This window comes from Dyella sp. 01N448 (assembly GCF_056399225.1).
In genome coordinates, this window is sequence record NZ_JBFTQX010000008.1 from 105,105 (window position 1) to 122,215 (window position 17,111).

Annotated in this window: 13 protein-coding genes; 7 read left to right on the forward strand and 6 right to left on the reverse strand. The window is 65.9% G+C overall.

Annotation, left to right across the window (positions count from 1 at the left end; genetic code table 11):
* Positions 1-321: 321 nt before the first annotated feature.
* Positions 322-978 (reverse strand): helix-turn-helix transcriptional regulator, encoded by a 657-nt coding sequence (locus tag AC1DKY_RS15155; RefSeq protein WP_441603075.1) that lies wholly within the window; start codon positions 976-978, stop codon positions 322-324.
* Between the two features lie 132 nt (positions 979-1,110).
* On the opposite strand from AC1DKY_RS15155, the gene AC1DKY_RS15160 reads away from it, so the two are divergent.
* On the forward strand, positions 1,111-2,163 hold the full coding sequence (locus tag AC1DKY_RS15160) for a class I SAM-dependent methyltransferase (RefSeq protein ID WP_441603074.1): 1,053 nt from the start codon (positions 1,111-1,113) through the stop codon (positions 2,161-2,163).
* A 59-nt stretch (positions 2,164-2,222) separates the two neighbouring features.
* On the opposite strand, the gene AC1DKY_RS15165 is transcribed toward AC1DKY_RS15160, so the two are convergent.
* Entirely contained in the window at positions 2,223-2,690 is a 468-nt protein-coding gene (locus AC1DKY_RS15165; protein WP_441603073.1) for a Dps family protein, read from the reverse strand.
* Positions 2,691-2,970: 280 nt separating this feature from the next.
* Between AC1DKY_RS15165 and hrpA the strand changes: the two genes are divergently transcribed.
* Entirely contained in the window at positions 2,971-7,041 is a 4,071-nt protein-coding gene (gene hrpA, locus AC1DKY_RS15170) for an ATP-dependent RNA helicase HrpA (protein ID WP_441603072.1), read from the forward strand.
* An 87-nt stretch (positions 7,042-7,128) separates the two neighbouring features.
* On the opposite strand, the gene AC1DKY_RS15175 is transcribed toward hrpA, so the two are convergent.
* Positions 7,129-7,605: a hypothetical protein gene (locus AC1DKY_RS15175; RefSeq protein ID WP_441603071.1), complete on the reverse strand. Its 477-nt coding sequence runs from the start codon at positions 7,603-7,605 to the stop codon at positions 7,129-7,131.
* 383 nt (positions 7,606-7,988) lie between these two features.
* On the opposite strand from AC1DKY_RS15175, the gene AC1DKY_RS15180 reads away from it, so the two are divergent.
* The 5 genes from AC1DKY_RS15180 to AC1DKY_RS15200 all read left to right on the forward strand — a co-directional run bounded on the left by AC1DKY_RS15180 (position 7,989) and on the right by AC1DKY_RS15200 (position 15,824).
* On the forward strand, positions 7,989-10,124 hold the full coding sequence (locus AC1DKY_RS15180; protein ID WP_441603070.1) for a RelA/SpoT family protein: 2,136 nt from the start codon (positions 7,989-7,991) through the stop codon (positions 10,122-10,124).
* 75 nt (positions 10,125-10,199) lie between these two features.
* Positions 10,200-11,924: a tetratricopeptide repeat protein gene (locus AC1DKY_RS15185; RefSeq protein WP_441603069.1), complete on the forward strand. Its 1,725-nt coding sequence runs from the start codon at positions 10,200-10,202 to the stop codon at positions 11,922-11,924.
* Position 11,925: 1 nt separating this feature from the next.
* Positions 11,926-12,771 (forward strand): SDR family oxidoreductase, encoded by an 846-nt coding sequence (locus tag AC1DKY_RS15190; RefSeq protein ID WP_441603068.1) that lies wholly within the window; start codon positions 11,926-11,928, stop codon positions 12,769-12,771.
* A gap of 192 nt (positions 12,772-12,963) precedes the next feature.
* A complete protein-coding gene (gene mrcB / locus AC1DKY_RS15195) occupies positions 12,964-15,291 on the forward strand; it encodes a penicillin-binding protein 1B (RefSeq protein WP_441603067.1) in 2,328 nt (775 codons plus the stop codon).
* Between the two features lie 2 nt (positions 15,292-15,293).
* Positions 15,294-15,824, forward strand: a complete 531-nt coding sequence (locus tag AC1DKY_RS15200) for a tetratricopeptide repeat protein (RefSeq protein WP_441603066.1) — start codon at positions 15,294-15,296, stop codon at positions 15,822-15,824.
* A gap of 25 nt (positions 15,825-15,849) precedes the next feature.
* On the opposite strand, the gene AC1DKY_RS15205 is transcribed toward AC1DKY_RS15200, so the two are convergent.
* The 3 genes from AC1DKY_RS15205 to AC1DKY_RS15215 all read right to left on the reverse strand — a co-directional run bounded on the left by AC1DKY_RS15205 (position 15,850) and on the right by AC1DKY_RS15215 (position 17,079).
* Positions 15,850-16,275, reverse strand: a complete 426-nt coding sequence (locus tag AC1DKY_RS15205) for a type II toxin-antitoxin system VapC family toxin (RefSeq protein ID WP_441603065.1) — start codon at positions 16,273-16,275, stop codon at positions 15,850-15,852.
* Positions 16,275-16,529 carry a type II toxin-antitoxin system Phd/YefM family antitoxin gene (locus AC1DKY_RS15210; RefSeq protein WP_441603064.1) on the reverse strand — a complete coding sequence of 85 codons (255 nt, stop codon included), beginning with the start codon at positions 16,527-16,529 and terminating at the stop codon, positions 16,275-16,277. Before AC1DKY_RS15210 ends, AC1DKY_RS15205 begins: the two co-directional genes overlap by 1 nt.
* A gap of 229 nt (positions 16,530-16,758) precedes the next feature.
* A complete protein-coding gene (locus AC1DKY_RS15215; RefSeq protein WP_441603063.1) occupies positions 16,759-17,079 on the reverse strand; it encodes a helix-turn-helix domain-containing protein in 321 nt (106 codons plus the stop codon).
* Positions 17,080-17,111: the final 32 nt, after the last annotated feature.

The window sequence follows — 17,111 nt, forward strand, 5'->3', positions numbered from 1 at the left end:
ACTGAGTGATGACGCGGCCCTGGGGGCAAACAGACCCGGCCCGAAGGGTTGCGCTCGAGCGGCCGCCAGGCGGCAGCGCGCGGCTTGACCTGCCAGCCAGGCAGGCGCTGCGCCACGCACTGCCGCCTGGCGGCCGCTCGAGCGCAACGCGAGGTACTTGGAATATGAAAACAGACTCGTACTGGCGCTCAAAACGATCCCCGTGGCTGCCTCACACGAGGCCGAAAAGCATTGGAAGCTTAACCATGCGGGGCTTTTGTCTCAATCGAAATGGACCGGGATGGTCAGCGTAAGCTCAGGCCGCGGTTGGGCCGGCTGCTGTCATCGGCACGGAACAGCCATCCGGCACAGTGCTGCGACCAGAGTGGCCTGGCTGTGCTGGACGGTTTTTTCAAAGACATGCTTGAGGTGGTTGCGCGCCGTGCCCTCGGCCATGGCCAACAGGCGGGCGCAGTCGCGCAGCTCGTGACCATCGGCCAGCATGCCGGCCAGGGCCGCCTCACGCGGGGTCAGGCCGAACGCCACCGCCAGCGCTTCTGGCGGCAACGGCCGTAGATGTTCAGGGGTTGTGACGAGCACCACCACTTCCGGCGGCGGGCCCGGCAGGGGCGACAAACGCAGCAGCCAGGGCGCGGCACGACGGGAGCGGCGCCGCAGAGCCAGGTAATGGGGCCGCGAGGGGCGCCCGTCGCTGCGCACGGATGCGGCGGTCAGGGCGATGGCGTGCCGCAGCCGCCGCGTGTCCGCCGCGCTGGCCGCCTTCAGGCCGGCAGGGCCCACCAGCAGGCCGTCACGTCGCGCCAGCAGGTCGTGGGCCTGGTGGTTGAGAAAGGAGGGCTGGGCCTGCGCGTCCACCAGGATCACGCCGATCAGCAGCTGGTCGAGCAACTGCTGCAACAGGGCTACGCGCACACCCGCGCCAGGTGCCAACGGCGCCTGCGATTCCCCTGCGGATAGGTGTCCCAACGGGCGTGGCATGTCGTGCTCCTGCCACCGGCCTAGTCCTTTCGCGCTGTCCGGTATGGGACAGGCGCATTCGCCACGGCCAGCGTATCCAGGAAGTTCCATCCTACTCCACTGCCCTCAAGGGCGGTGTCGCGGAGCACTGTCATGGCGATCGATGAACAAAGACTTCACGCTTTCCTGGGACGAGCCGTTGGCGATCTGGGGGCCGCCATCAGTGCCACGCTGATCCAGATCGGCGACGAGCTGGGCTTCTACAAGGCGCTGGCGAAAGAACGCCTGACCCCGACGGAGCTGGCCGAGCGCACCGGCACCTACGAGCGCTACGTGCGCGAGTGGCTGGGCAACCAGGCCGCGGGCGGCTATGTGGAATTCGACGAAGCCTCCGGCCGCTACGGCTTGAACGAGGAGCAGGCCTTGTGCCTGGCCGACCCGCACGGTCCGGTGGATGTGCCAGGCGCTTATTCCATCGTGGAGGCGCTGTTCCATGCCAAGAGCCGCACCCTGGAACACTTCCGCAATGGTGAGGGCATGGAGTGGGGCGAGCATCATCCCTGCCTGTTCCATGGCACCGAGCGCTTTTTCCGGGCCGGCTACAACGCCAACCTGATCGGCGCCTGGCTGCCGGCCCTCGATGGCGTAGTGGACAAATTGCGTAAGGGCGGACGGGCCGCCGACGTCGGTTGTGGACATGGGGCAAGCACCATTCTGATGGCCAAGTCCTTTCCCACCTCGCAGTTCGTGGGCTATGACTATCACGCACCATCCATCGACGTAGCGCGTGAACGTGCCGCCGAAGCGGGAGTGGTCAACGCCTCATTCGAAGTGGCCGACGCCACCGGCTACAAAGGCAAGGATTTCGACCTGATCGCCTTCTTCGACTGCCTGCACGACATGGGCGACCCGGTAGGTGTCGCCAAGCACGCGCGCGATGCGCTCAAGGCCGATGGCAACTGCATGATCGTCGAGCCGTTCGCCGGCAACCACGTGCAGGACAACCTCAACCCAGTGGGGCGTGTCTATTTCGGCGCATCGGCGCAGATCTGCGTGCCGGTGTCGCTGGCGCGGCACGGCCCCGCCCTGGGCGCCCAGGCGGGTGAAGCGAAATTGCGCGAAGTGGTGGTGGACGGCGGCGGCTTCCAGCGCTTCCGGCGTGCTGCGGAGACGCCGTTCAACATCGTGCTGGAGGCGCGGCCCTGAGCGTGATGCCTGCGGACCGCGACACACCCTCGCTTTGAAAGCGAGGGTGTCGAGGCGGCTTACTTCAGCAGCGAGCGCAGCATCCAGGCGGTTTTCTCGTGTTCCTTCAGGCGACCGGTGACGATATCGGCCGTGCCTTCATCGCCTGCGCCATCGGCCACCTTGATCACTTGCCGTGCGGTGTGGGCGGCGATCTCGTGGCCATCAACCAGCTGGCTCACCATCTCCTTCCAGTCCGGCACGCCGGCTTCTTCCTTGATCGAGGTGAGCTTGCCGAACTGGCTATAAGAGCCCGGCGCGAATACATCCAGCGTGCGGATGCGCTCGGCCACTTCGTCGGCGGCCAGCCAAAGTTCGTTGTACTGCGTCTCGAACATGGTGTGCAGGCTGTTGAACTGCGGGCCGGTGATGTTCCAGTGGAAGCTGTGCGTCTTCAGATACAGCGAATACGTATCGGCCAGCAGCTTGGACAGCTGCTCACCAATCTGTTCCCGGTCCTTCTTGGCGATACCGATGGAAATGGCCATGTCGTGCTCCTTGAGAGGGTGATGGGAGGGAAGCTGGACTCAGGTTAGTGAGCCGGTACCTGTTGGGGAAATGAATCCTTCTGATGCTGGCGATAGGTCTGACCTATCACCCTGTTTGAACGGCCTACTGCAAGGAGTTGGCGTCGCCGCCGGCGCATATCGAGGTTTGCGCGGCAAGCTGCCGCAGTCCGTCGCCCTGTGCGAGCCGGTACCGGCAGGACGGCTGTGTTCTTTTGAGCGGTCCCGCACTAGCCCCTCTGCGGCTATCATCTGCGGTCCGATGACCCCGACCGCATCCAACGCCGCCTCCACCGACGCGCGACTGCGTCCGTTGCGCCAGGCGCTCGACGACGTATCGACCCGCGACCAAGGCCGCCTGCTAAGCCGGTGGCGCGAGCTGTCGCGCCGGTTCGACGAGAAAAAGCTGGCTGCGCTTGCCCGCGATATCGACGCTTCCGTTGCCCGCCGCAAGGCGCGTGCGGATGCCAAGCCGGCGATCCGGCTGGATGAATCGCTGCCGATCACCGCGCGCGCCGAGGAAATCGTCGAGCTGATCCGCAAGCACCAAGTGGTGGTGATCGCCGGCGAAACGGGTTCGGGCAAGACCACCCAATTGCCCAAGCTCTGCCTGGCGGCGGGACGTGGCGAAGCGGGCATGATCGGCTGTACCCAGCCGCGCCGGCTGGCAGCGCGCTCGGTGGCTCGCCGCGTGGCCGAAGAGCTGGCGACCCCGCTGGGCGAGCAGGTCGGTTTCCAGGTGCGCTTCAACGACCAGGTGTCCGATCGCACCCTGGTCAAGTTCATGACCGACGGCATCCTGCTTGCGGAAACGCAGGGCGACCCGTGGCTGAGCGCGTACGACACCATCATCATCGACGAGGCGCACGAACGCAGCCTCAACATCGATTTCCTGCTGGGATATCTGAAGCGACTGGCGGTGAAGCGTCCGTCGCTGAAGATCATCGTCACCTCGGCCACCATCGATACCGAACGTTTCGCGGAACACTTCAGCGGCGCGCCCATCGTGTCGGTGGAAGGGCGCGCCTATCCGGTGGAAGTGCGCTGGCGCTCCGTCGACGAGGTGGCCGCACGGCGTGGCCAGCGGGCGGGCGATCTGCAGCAGGGTGGCGCCGACCATGTGGCCGCCGTGCTCGATGAGATCACCCATGACGACCCGCGCGGCGACGTGTTGATCTTCCTGCCCGGCGAGCGCGAAATCCGCGACGCGCATTTGCTGCTCTCGCGACGCCAGTACCGCGAGACCGAAGTGATGCCGCTGTACGCGCGTCTGTCGGCGGGCGATCAGGATCGCGTCTTCAAGCCGGGCATCAAGCGCCGCGTGGTGCTGGCCACCAACGTCGCCGAAACATCGCTCACCGTGCCCCGCATCCGCTTTGTGATCGACACGGGCCAGGCGCGCGTCAAGCGTTACAGTCAGCGCAGCCAGCTAGAGCGCCTGCACGTGGAGCCGATTTCGCGGGCCGCCGCCGACCAGCGAAAAGGTCGTTGCGGTCGCGTGGGTCCCGGCACTTGCTACCGGTTGTACGACGAGGCCGATTTCGAGAGCCGCGCCGCCTACACCGATCCCGAATTGCTGCGCTCCTCGCTGGCCAACGTCATCCTGCGCATGCTGGCGCTGCAGCTGGGCGAAGTGGAGGACTTTCCGTTCCTCGAAGCGCCCGATCCGCGCGTAGTGGCGGACGGCTATCGTCGCCTGGCGGAAATTTCCGCCATCGACGATGCGCGGCGACTGACGCCCACCGGCCGCACCGTCGCCAAGCTGCCGATCGACGTGCAGCTGGCGCGCATGCTGGTGGAGGCGCAGCAGTTGCACAGCCTGCGCGAAGTGCTCGCCATCGTGTCCTTCCTCAGCATCCAGGATCCCCGAGAGCGGCCGGCGGATGCGCGCCAGCAGGCCGATGCGGCGCATGCGGCATTTTCGGATCCGAAATCCGATTTCGTTGGTGTGCTCAATCTGTGGCGCGACTACGGCAAGGCGCACGAAGACCTCACGCAGTCCAAACTGCGCGACTGGTGTACGCGGCACTTCCTCAGCTTCATGCGCATGCGCGAATGGCGCGAGCTGCACCGGCAGTTGTTGCTGGTGGTGCAGGAGCTGGGGTGGAAGCTGGATGCAGTGACGTCGCGAGAAGCCATCACTTCTCCCTCTCCCGGCCGGGGTGAGGGGCCAACCTTGCGCGGCGCGACAAAGGCGACGGCTGTTGCCGTAGAAAAGAAAAGTGACAGGAAAGGGTCGGGCGAGCACCCGCCCCTCACCCCAACCCTCTCCCCGGAGGGGAGAGGGAGCAAGGGCGACGACGAGGCCGCGAAGCAGTACGAAGCCATCCATCGCAGCCTGCTCGCCGGCCTGCCCACCCAGGTGGGCCACAAGGACGAGAAGGGCGTCTATCGCAGCACGCGCGAACGCCGCTTCCAGGTGTTCCCTGGTTCGTCACTCTCGAAAGTGCCGCCCAACTGGATCTTCGCGGGACAAATCCTCGATGTCGGCGGTCGCGTGTGGGGCATGATGTGCGCACGCGTCGAGCCGCTATGGATCGAACAGCAGGCCGCGCATCTGTTGCGCGCGTCCTGCCGTGACGCGCACTGGTCGCGCAAGCGCGGCCACGTGGTCGCGTACGAGCAGGTGAGTTTGTTTGGGCTCACCCTGGTCGAGCGTCGGCCGGTCACCTTCCAGAAACAGGATCCCGCGCTCGCGCACCAGATCTTCCTGCGCGAAGCCCTGGCCCGTTGCGATATCGACGCGCGCGCTGACTTCATCCGCGCCAACCAGCGGGTGTTGGAAGATGCGCGCGGCATCGAGGCCAAGCAACGCCGCGAAGGCTTGCTGCGCCATGAAGACGAGCTGGTCAGCTTCTTCGAGGGCAAGCTGCCGCAGGACATCGCCGACAGTCGGGCATTGGATGCGTGGTATCGCAAGGCGCGTCCGGCTGAACAGGCTGCACTGCGCTGGTCGCTTGATGATGTGATGAGCGGTGGTGCGGGCCTTGATCCCAAGGCATTCCCTGCGTCGTTGGATTTGCCGCCACAGAAATACCGTCTCGAATACCGATTCGTCCCGGGTGACGATGCAGATGGCGTCACCCTGCATCTGCCGCTGGCCATGTTGAACGCCTTGCCCGCCGCGCGTTGCGAGTGGCTGGTACCGGGTCTGCTCGCTGAAAAAATCGCCGAGCTGATACGAGGACTGCCCAAAGCCTTGCGACGGAACTTCGTGCCGGCACCGGATTTCGCACGCGCCTTCGTGGAAGCCGAAGCGCCGCGCGACGAGTTGCTGACCAAGGCGCTTGCTGTGTTCCTCAAGCGCGCCACCGGCGTCGATATATCGGCCCCCGAATTCGAACAGGTGATGCTGCCTGCGCACTTCCGCATGCGCTATCGCCTGCACGACGAAAACGGCAAGACGCTGGCGACCGGGCGCGACCTCGCCGCCATCCGCGCGCAATGGGAAGGCCAGGCGCGCGAGGCGTTCTCGCGCAAGACCGATATCGAGCTCACCCGTGAAGACATCGCCAGCTGGGACTTCGAAGAAATTCCACAGCAGGTGCGCTCGACCGGTGGCCTGCTCGCATTCCCGGCGCTGGTCGACCTGGGCGACGCGGTGGCGCTGCGCGTGTTCGAGCGCAGCGACGAGGCACGCGAAGCGCACGTGCAAGGCGTGATTCGCCTGTTGCGCAACGCCTTGGCCACCGACATGAAACAGGCGCGTCGTCGCCTGCCGGTCGGCAATCCGCTCGCATTGAAATACGCGCCAATCGGCGGCGTGGACGGCCTGCGCGAGGATCTGGTCGAAGGCGGCTTGCAGGACCTGCTGTCACGCTACCAGCTCAATGTGCGCACAGCCGGGGCGTTCGAGGCGTTGCACACGCAGGCAGCCCGCGAACTGTTTGGCGCAGCCGTCGAGCGATTGAAGTTGGCCGAGCCCATCATCGAGGCGCAGGCTGATCTGAAACCCTGGCTGCAACCACCGCTGATGGGTTTTGCGCGGGCCAGCTACGACGATCTGCGCGAACAGCTTGATGCGCTGCTCACGCCCGGCTTCCTGCGTGATCTACCGACATCACGGCTGGCGCACTATCCGCGCTATCTCAAGGCCATGCGTTTGCGTGCCGAGCGCCTGCGCCAGGATCCGGCCAAGGATCAGCAACGCCTGTTGCAGGTGCTGCCGTTCTGGCGCGATTACCTCAAGCATCGCGCCGCCGGTACCGAAGCGCTGGACGAACTGCGCTGGCTGATCGAAGAGTGGCGCGTGTCGCTGTTCGCGCAGGAGTTGAAGACGGCCGAGCCGGTCTCGGCCAAGCGCCTGATGCGCGCGCTGGAAAACCTCGCCTGAGTCATCATTTGTGGGAGCGCACCCTGTGCGCGACGCGTGAACATCGCCACGCCAATCGCGCGCAGGGTGCGCTCCTACAGGCGAGATTTACTTCACGCGACTCATCGGCGCAGTGTCATTGCAACCGTCCACCGCCGCCATCCAGTTGCCCATCAGCGAGCGGCGGATGGCGATCTTCGGATTCTCGCTGGACATGCAGGACACGCGGGTGCTGTCGCTCTGCTGCCACACCTGGTTGTTGTCGAGGGTGACCTGGGTATGGCCGGTAAAGCCCGTGAACGAACCCTGCACATGCGCCTGCACTGGGCCGGCTTTTTCGGTGGTGGGGTAGAACACCGGCTTGCCGCTCTGGTCGACCACCTTGGTCACGACCTTGCCGTGTCCGCTCAGCCAGTTGTCGAGGTTGCTCAGTTCATCCGGCGACAGTTTGTCCAGGCCCGCCGCCTTGAATTCCTCCGGCGACATGCGCTGCTGCAGCGGTACGTACTGGTCGGCAGCGAAAGCGACGGCGGGAACGGCGAGAGCGACACTCATCAGCAACAGCAGCGAACGGGCCAGACGCATGGGGTAGTCCTCTAGGGGCAAGGGGTGAAGCGTTGCTGGCGCAGCATACACGGCATGAATCGCCGGTTCATGCAGGCGCCGGGCAACCAGGGTGACTGCACTAGGGACGCTCTGGTCTATTGCACATGGGCGTCACCGTCTCTGTCTGCCCGCAGATGGGTGTTGCGACGACGAAGGCAGGCTGGTGGCCTGTCGAGTCGGCGCGACGCACAGCTGCGGGCAGACAGAGACGGCCCTCCGGGTGATCTCCAGAGCGTGCGCAGGGCGCGATGCGCGTCTTGCCCAGGCAACCAGCCTGGGCCGCGACACACCTCGCACCCTGCGCACGCTCTGGAGTCATGCCGCCCATGTGCAATAGACCAGAGCGTCCCTAGAATAGCCGCATGGTTCAAGCCGTCCTCCATGCAAGCTCGGGTCTCGCCGAGTGGCACGAACGCGCCGGCAGCGTGCCGCCCGTGCTGGGCGAGGCGCTGGACACGTGCGCGGTGCTGCCCATGAACCAGGCCGAATGCGTCGACGTGCTGGAGCTGCTGGCCATGCTGGGCTGCGATGCCCAGACCCAGGCCGCCGCCCTCTGGTTCGAGGTGTCGCGGATCGATCCGGCCCTGTGGGCCTTGCGCGAGGCCGGGCTGCCGCCCGAGCTGCAACGGCTGGTCAGCGGCCAGCTCGCCGCGGAAAAAGTATGGGCGCTGCATGCCCAGCACGGCACCGACCGTGGCGCCGAAGGGCTGCGCCGCCTGTTGCTGGCGATCATCCGTGACTTGCGCGTGGTGTTCATCCTGCTGGCACGCCAGCTGGCGCACATGCGCGCGGCGAGCAGCCTGCCGGACAACGAGCGCCAGGAGCTGGCGCGCCTCACGCAGGACATCCACGCACCGCTGGCCAATCGCCTCGGTATCTGGCAGTTGAAGTGGGAGCTGGAGGATCTGGGCTTCCGCTACCTGCAACCGGAAACCTACAAGCGCATTGCGCGGCTATTGGACGAACGTCGCGTCGATCGCGAAGACTTCATCCGAGAATCGCTGGATGCCTTGCAGGGCTCGCTGGCGGCGGCCGGCATCCGCGCCGAACTCGCCGGCCGGCCGAAACACATCTATTCGATCTGGAAGAAGATGCAGCGTAAGGCGCTGGAGTTCTCCGATCTCTACGACATCCGCGCCATTCGCGTGCTGGTGGATTCGGTTGGCGATTGCTACGGCGCGCTCGGCGTGGTGCATACGCTGTGGCCGCACCTGCCGGGCGAGTTCGACGATTACATCGCGCGCCCCAAGGGCAACGACTATCGCTCGCTGCATACGGCGGTGATCGGGCCGCGCGGCAAGACGCTGGAAGTGCAGATCCGCACGCACGAGATGCACCGCATCAACGAGCTTGGCGTGGCCGCGCACTGGCGCTACAAGGAAGGCGGCGCCGGCGACAGCGAGTTCGAGGCGAAGATCGCCTGGATGCGCCGCCTGCTGGAACCGCGTCCGGACAGCGAAGGCGATCTGGCCGCCGAACTGCATACCGAGTTGCTGGAAGACCGCGTCTACGTGCTCACGCCCAAGGGCGAAGTGGTAGACCTGCCTCACGGCGCCACGGTGCTGGATTTCGCTTATCACGTGCACACCGAGGTGGGTCATCGCTGCCGCGGGGCCAAGGTCAACGGACGGATCGTGCCGCTGACGTTCCAGCCTTCCAGTGGCGATCGCATCGAGGTGCTGACGGCGAAAGTGGCCGAGCCCAGTCGTGACTGGCTGTCCTCGCATCACGGTTATCTGCATACCTCGCGCGCCAAGGAAAAAGTGCGCACGTGGTTCCGTCGCATTGCGCACGATGCCAATCTCGCCGCCGGTCGTGCGATCTTCGAAAAGGAGATCAAGCGGCTTGCGCTGCCCGCGGCGGACATCGGCAAGTTGCCCGCGCATTTTCATCTGAAGACGCACGACGAATTGCTGGTGGCGCTGGCGCTCGGCGAAGTGGCGCCTGGCCAGATCGCACGCGTGTTGCAAGAAGCGGCAGCGCCACCGCCTGCCGCGCCGCCGCCCTCGGCTGCCGCGCAGGCAAGGCAGGCGCTGCGCGATCACAGCGCACTCAGCATCGAGGGTGTCGGCAACCTGCTCACCACGCTTGCACGCTGCTGCCAGCCATTGCCCGGTGATCCGGTGCGCGGCTTTGTGACGCGCGGCCGCGGCGTGTCCGTGCATCGTGCCGATTGCGCCAGCCTGGCACGGCTGGCGCGGCGCGATCCGGATCGGGTGATCGAGGTGGAGTGGGGCAAGGCTGCCGCCCGGGCCTATGAAGTGGACATCGAGTTGAGCGGCTATGACCGCAAAGGCTTGCAGAAGGACGTCACCAGCCTGATCAGCAACATGGGCACGCACATCATCGCCTCGTCCAGCCGGCTGCTGGGCCACACCGGCGAAGTGGAGATGCGCTTCACCCTGCGTGTACGCGACTTCGAACAGCTGTCGGGCCTGCTGAGCCGGCTGGTGGCGCTGCCCAACGTGGTCGACGCACGCCGCGTCAGCGGAGCCTGAACACTGCGCGTTCCCACCCGGGAGTCGCAGCGGCGCAATGTTAAGCTGCCTTCGTTAACCCACCTTCGTGAACCCATGAACGGACGCAAAGACCAGCACGACCACGGGGTGTCGGGCCGCACCGAGCCCACCCTTGGCAACCTCGACAGCCTGGACGGGCCGGCGCCCCAGTCCCGGGAGGACGACGGGCTGCCCAAGTTCACGCTGGATCCCGACCTGCGTCGCGGCGGGTCGTCGCGCCCGCCGGTGCATCGTCCCAAGCGCCGGGGCTGGCTGGTGCCGGTGGTAGTGCTGATTGCCATCGGCATCGGTACCTCACTGTGGATCGGCCAGGACAGGCTGCGCGGCTTGGTGCCGAACACCGAACTGGACGGCATTCTGGGGCGCGCGGAAACGGCGCTGCAGGAAGGCCATCTCGATGGCAACGACGGCAGCAGCGCGCGTGAGTTGTTCGAAGCGGCGCGTGCCCTCCAGCCGGACAACGACCGCGCCCGCGACGGGCTGCGCAACGTGGGTCAGGCCGAGATCGCGCGAGCGGATGCCGCACTGCAGGCCCACAAGCTGGACGAAGCGGATCAGGCGCTCACCGCGGCGCGCGAACTGCTCGGTGGTGGGAGCGATGTCGATCGGCTGACCCAGGCCTTGGCGGCGGCGCGCAACGGTGCGGTGCCTACTGATCGCCTGGTGGATCAGGCCCAGCAGGCGTTCGCCGCGGGCAAGCTCGAAGGAGACGATGGCGCAGGCGAGCTGTATCGCCGCGTGCTGGCGGCCGATCCCAACAACGCCGTGGCCAAGCATGGCCTGGAACAGGTCGGCGACGCGATCGCCGGCCAGGTACACAAGGCGCTCGATGCAGGCGATCGCGCGCAGGCGGCGACCCTGGTCGATCGTCTTGCCGTGCTGCTGCCCAATTACGCGGAACTGCCCGCGCTGCGTGCGGCGCTGGTGCAAGAGAACCAGCAGAACAACGGCGCTCTCAGCGATGCCATCAAGCAAGGCCAGGACGCGTTGCGCGATGGCCGCATCGTGGGTCCCGGCGAGGACACCGCGCTGGCGCACTTCAAGGCGGCGCTGGCGATCGATCCGGACAACGCCGATGCCAAGGCCGGCATGGGCCAGGTCGCGCAGGCGCTGATTGTGCAGGCAAATGCCGCCGCCGAAAACGCCGACCCTGCGCATGCGCGCCAGTTGCTGGATCAGGCGGCAGCCATCGCGCCGCATTCGGCCGATCTGGCGGCGGCGCGTGCCCGCATCGGTGGCGAAGGGCGCAAAGCAAACTCAGCGCAGGTCGCCAACGACATCGCCAGCGATGTCGCAGCCGACAGCAACGACAACCTGCAGCATCCGCCGCTCACGCCGCAGCAAAGCGCTGAACTCGCCCGCACCATCCAGCGCGCCGATGCGGCCGCGCGGCAGGGCAACCTTATGCTGCCGCCGGGCGAGAGCGCCTATGACCTCTACCGCCAGGCCCTGGCCATGGACGGCAACAATGAAGCGGCGCGTCACGGGCTGGAGTCGCTGTCCGGCGTGGCCGTCCAGCAGTTCAACCAGGCGCTGGCCAGCGGCAATCTTCCAGCCGCAGGCAATCGACTCGCCGACCTGGCCGATCTCTCGCCGGGCAGCGCCAGCCAGGGCGAGCTGCGTAACCGTCTCGCCGGTGCATGGATGGACCAGGCCGAACGGGAATTGCAGAACGGCGATCGCGCCAGCGCGGCGCAGGCGCTCGATAGCGCACGCAAGCTTGCACCCGGCAATCCGCGCCTGGCGACGTTGACGGCGCGTCTGCAATCGGGCGGCTGATATGACGGTGCTTGTGTTCGGGGCCAGCAGTCAGATTGGCCATTTCCTGCTGCCGCGGCTGCGTGCGCGTGGCGAATCGGTGCTTGCCCTGAGTCGCCAGTCGCGGCCGGCGCAAGCCGGCGTCCATTGGCTGCAAGGTGCGCTGCCCGGCCCGCTCTTCGACGTGGGCCGCCCCACGGCCGTGATCAACTTCGGCCCGCTGAATCTGTTTGCCCAATGGCTGGCGTCGGCCGGGCTGCCGGCGGCCACGCGCGTCATCGCCACCAGTTCGATGAGCGCCGAGTCCAAGCAGGCCTCGGATGTGCCCGCCGAGCGCGAGCTCTCGCAGTCGCTGCGCGATGGCGAGCTTGCCGTCGCCGCCGCATGCGACCGCCAAGGCATGCCTTGGACTATTTTCCGGCCGACGCTCATCTATGGCGCCGGCATCGACAAGAGCCTGACGCCGATCGCGCGTCGCGCCAGTCGGCTGCACATCTTTCCGCTGCCGGCCGGCAGCGGCCTGCGCCAGCCGGTGCATGCGGACGATATTGCCGCCGCCGTGGTGGCTGCCCTCGATCATCCCGAAGCGGCTGGCTTGATCGTGCCGCTGGGTGGCGGCGAACGGCTCACCGCGGGTGAGATGTTCGCGCGCGTGCGCCGCAGCCTGACCACGTCCACCGTGCCGGTGCCGATTCCGGCCACGCTGCTGCGCCTGGGACGCTACGCCGTGCCGCGTCTGCGCGGCCCGTTGACACGGTTGGAAGCCGACCTGATCGCCGACAACAGCGATTTGCAACGGCTGCTGGGCGTCTCGCCCCGTCCGTTCCGGCCCGACGCAACCTGCTGGCAACCGCAGCCCCCATTGTAGGAGCGCACTTGTGCGCGACCGCCGCCGGTAGGCGGCTCCGAGGCGGACCGGTCGCGCACAAGTGCGCTCCTACAACCCTGGCGACGCCTCACCGGTGCCCGCTACTCGCCAGAAATCCCCGCCCGCGTTCAGATGCCCGCCGGGAAGCAGGCCCTATGATCCCGGAGCCTCCCTGTTCAGGATTGCCCCTACTTGGACTTCATGACCCGTCTCCGCTCGATCTTCAGTGCCGTCTGGCTCTGGATCCGCATTCCGTTCTGGGTCTGCATGGGACTGCTGTTCGGCTTCGTGCTGCCGTACACGATGGTGCTCAACAAGCGTGTGCAGGATCGCTTCAACGATCTGGTGTTCGCGGTACCCACGCGCATCTACGCCAGGCCGCTGCCACTGTCGGCCGGTACGCCGATGACGCCGGGGACGCTGGAACTCGAACTGACCTTCGCCGGCTATAGCAACGACGGCCACGCCGACGTTGCCGGGACCTGGATGAAGGAGGGCAGCAGCTACACCATCGCTTCGCGCGGCTATGCCGGCCCGGACGGCGGCGAAGTACCCAAGCGCATCCGCGTCGCGCTGGGCAAGGGGCAGGTGGCCAGCGTCAAGGATCTGGCCAACGGCAAATCCATCGAGACGACCCATCTCGATCCCGCGCGCATTGCCACGGTGTACGGCTCGCAGCAGGAAGAGCGCCGCATCGTGCGCCTCAGCGACGTGCCCCCGCTTTTGCTGGGCGGCCTGCAGGCAGTGGAAGACCGCGACTTCAAGCATCACTTCGGCATCGATCTCACGGCCATCCTGCGCGCGACGTTCGCCAACCTGCGCGCCGGCCACACGGTGCAGGGCGGTTCGACGCTGACGCAGCAGCTCGTGCGCAACCTGTTCCTCGATCGCGAGCAGCATGTCTCGCGCAAATTGAACGAAGCGCTGATGTCCATCCTCATCGAAGCGCATTACGACAAGAGCCGCATCCTCGAGGCCTATGTCAACGAGGTATTCCTCGGCCAGCAGGGCGGCCAGGCCGTGCACGGTTTTGCCGCGGCGTCGGAGTTCTACTTCGGCCGGCGCATGGAAGATCTCAAGCCACAGGAAATGGCGCTGCTGATCGGCATGGTGAAGGGGCCGAGCTACTACGATCCGCGCCGCTATCCGGATCGCGCGTTGTCGCGCCGCAATCTTGTGATCGACCAGTTCACCGAAACCGGCTTGATCACGGCCGAGCAAGCCAACGGTTACAAGGCGGCGCCGCTGGGCATCGTCAGCAACGGACAGCTGCCGCACAATCGATTCCCGGCCTTCATGGACCTGGTGCGTCTGCAAACCACCGCGGACTTCGACGACGAGACGCTGTCCAACGGCAACCTGAGCATCTTTACCACGCTCGACCCGGCAGCGCAGGTGTACGCCGAACAGGCGATCACTACCACCTTGGGCGGACTGGGCAAGCGTGGCGAGGCGGCGCAGGCTGCAGCGGTGGTGACCGAAGCACAGACCGGCGCGGTACTCGCCATTGTCGGCAGCAAGGTGCCGGGCGATCAGGGCTTCAATCGCGCGCTCGATGCAAAACGCCAGATCGGTTCGCTGGTGAAGCCGCTGGTCTACCTGGTGGCGCTGACCAATCCGGAACGATGGAACCTCGCCAGTCCCGTCGAGGATTCGCCCATCAGCATGCGCCAGCCCGACGGCAGTTTCTGGACGCCCAAGAACGACGAAGGCGATGTGCACGGCGCGGTGCCGATGGTCGACGCGCTGGTGCATTCGTGGAATCTCGCCACGATCAATCTGGGCATGAACATTGGCGTGTCGCGCATCAAGGCGTTTCTCGAATCGTTTGGTCTCGCCAACGTCAACCCGAGTCCCTCGTTGTTGATCGGCGCCGTCGACATGTCGCCGCTGCAGGCCACCCAGCTCTATCAGTACATCGCCGCCGATGGCCATGCGCTGCCGCCGCTGGCGGTGCGCGGCGTGGTGGATGCGCGCGGCCAGACCATCAAGCGCTACGAAGTGAAGACCGGTGCCGGCGAATACCAGCCGGCGGTGCGGCTGGTGACCTGGGCCATGCAGCAGGTCACGCGCTCGGGCACGGCCGCGTCCATCGGCAGTTCGGGCCTGGCCTATCTCAATGCGGCGGGCAAGACCGGTACCAGCAACGACATGCGCGACAGCTGGTTCGCCGGTTTCACCGGTGATCACCTCGCGGTGTTCTGGATGGGCCGCGACGACAACAAGCCCAGCGGCATGTACGGTGCCACCGGCAGCCTGCGCGCGTGGCAGGAGCTGTTCAAGAAATTGCCCACGCGCCCACTGCCGGCGGCGCCGGGCCAGGGCCTGGAAATGGCGTGGATCAACCCCGCCAACGGCAAGCGTTCGGAAGAGGGTTGCGAAGGAGCGCGGCAGGTGCCGGTGGTCGCCGGTACACTGTCACAGGACGCCGAAGGCTGCTTCTGGCAGCACGTCGGCAATTTCTTCAGCGGCGGCGACGGATCCCCTGCGCCGGCATCCTCCGCTCCTATCCGGGATTGATCATGTTTGCTCGTGCCCTTCGTCTTTCCGCCGCGCCCGCCTCGTTGGCCGTCCTCTTGCTCGCGGCATGCAGCCAGCCCACGGCGCCGTCGCAGGCCACGCGTCCGACCATGTCCGACGATCAGATGCTGGCGGCCATCCACGCGGCCGGCGACAAAGAGAAATCGGCCATCGACGTGAACCCGCTGCGCGATCCGGGCGTGGCCTCGCTGCAGGACGCCGCCGAAGGCGACCTGCGCGTCGGCAAATACAATGAAGCCGCCACCAAACTCGACCAGGCGCTGAAGATCAGCCCCAGCTCGCCGGACCTGCTGCAGGACCGCGCCGAGCTGGCCATCCGCCTGAAGGATTACGCCAACGCCGAGCAGCTGGCCCACCGCTCATGGGATCTGGGTCCGAAGCTGGGCCCGTTGTGTGCACGCAACTGGCAGACCATTGCCGAGCTGCGCCAACACGCCGGCGACGATGCCGGCGCCGCCGCTGCGAGCAAGAGCGTGGGGCAGTGCCATGTGGAAGGGATGCAGCGGTACTGAGCGAGGCGTCAGCCGATATCCACGGCTAAGCCTCCCATGTCCAAGGATTGATGATGTTGACGCGGGACGCGGCAAAGTCGGCCACGTTTCGCGTCACCACCGTCATCCCGTGCACGAGCGCCGTAGCGGCAATTAAACTGTCCCGCAGCGATTGCGGGTCGGGGATGTGCAGCTTCGCGCTTCGCTGCGCCACGGCAGTGTCGACTGGCAGGACGCGGCCAGCGAAGGCAGGCAACACATGACTATTCAGCCATGCGCGTAGCACTGCGCCCTGTGAGGGGTCTCTGCGCTCGGCCAGCAAAACGCCCGATTCCAGTTCCTGGATCGTGATCGCGGAAACGAACAGGTCGGCAACATCCACGCTTTCGGCCCACTGCGCTACACACGAATCGGCCTTGCCACTACGCACCTTGCGTAGTTCAGAAACGACGTTGGTGTCGAGAACAAGCATCAGGACAAGTCTGCTGGTCGAGCGATGTCGCCCGGCCGCGGGATGTCCAGCTCGATGTCCTCGACGCCGGGCATGGCCAACAGATCGGCAATCTTCTGACGCCCCCCTGTAAGGCGCTGGTATTCCTCGATGCTCAACAGCACATGCGCCGGCTTGCCTCGATCCGTGATGAACACTGGGCCCTCCTTGGTGGCTTTCTTGGCCTTGGTGACGTCCTGATTGAGCTCCCGGCTCGATAGGGTCGTGATCGTCATGATGGCGCTCCTGCAGGTTATTTGTAGTTACGTTACTACAATAACCCGAGTCATCGCTCAGATCGCCAAATCAATGTGTTACACACCGCCAAGAACCGCAGAGGCTAGCCTCTTGCCGGCCCGCGGAGGAATGGGACTTCCGCCTCGATGCACTGCAGGCTCTGGCTGAACCTTGATTTCGGCCCGCCCTTAGCCGTGCCTTCCGGCGGGTTGCGAACGGGGAACGGAGCTAGCCCTCGCTATCGGCCAGCAGTTGCACCAGGGCGTTGCGGCGACGGGCATTCAACTTGCGCATGGCGGTAATGACGGTGCGCTCCTGCTCGGTCAAGACCTTATAGGCGCCTCCCGGTTCGCGTACCTGCCCGGAAGATGGCAGGCGGCCCAGGATCAGCCAATCCAGGCTGCACTCGAACTCCTCCGCCACCTTGGCCAGCCGGGCCGTTTCGGGAAAAGCCTGTCCCTTGAACCACTGGCGCACGGCTTCTTTGGACACGTCAAAGCGCAACGACAGCGCCTTGTTGCGCGCACGGCCACCAGGGATGTCAGCCAAATCGCAGGCTTCTTTCAGTCGATCTGCGAAGC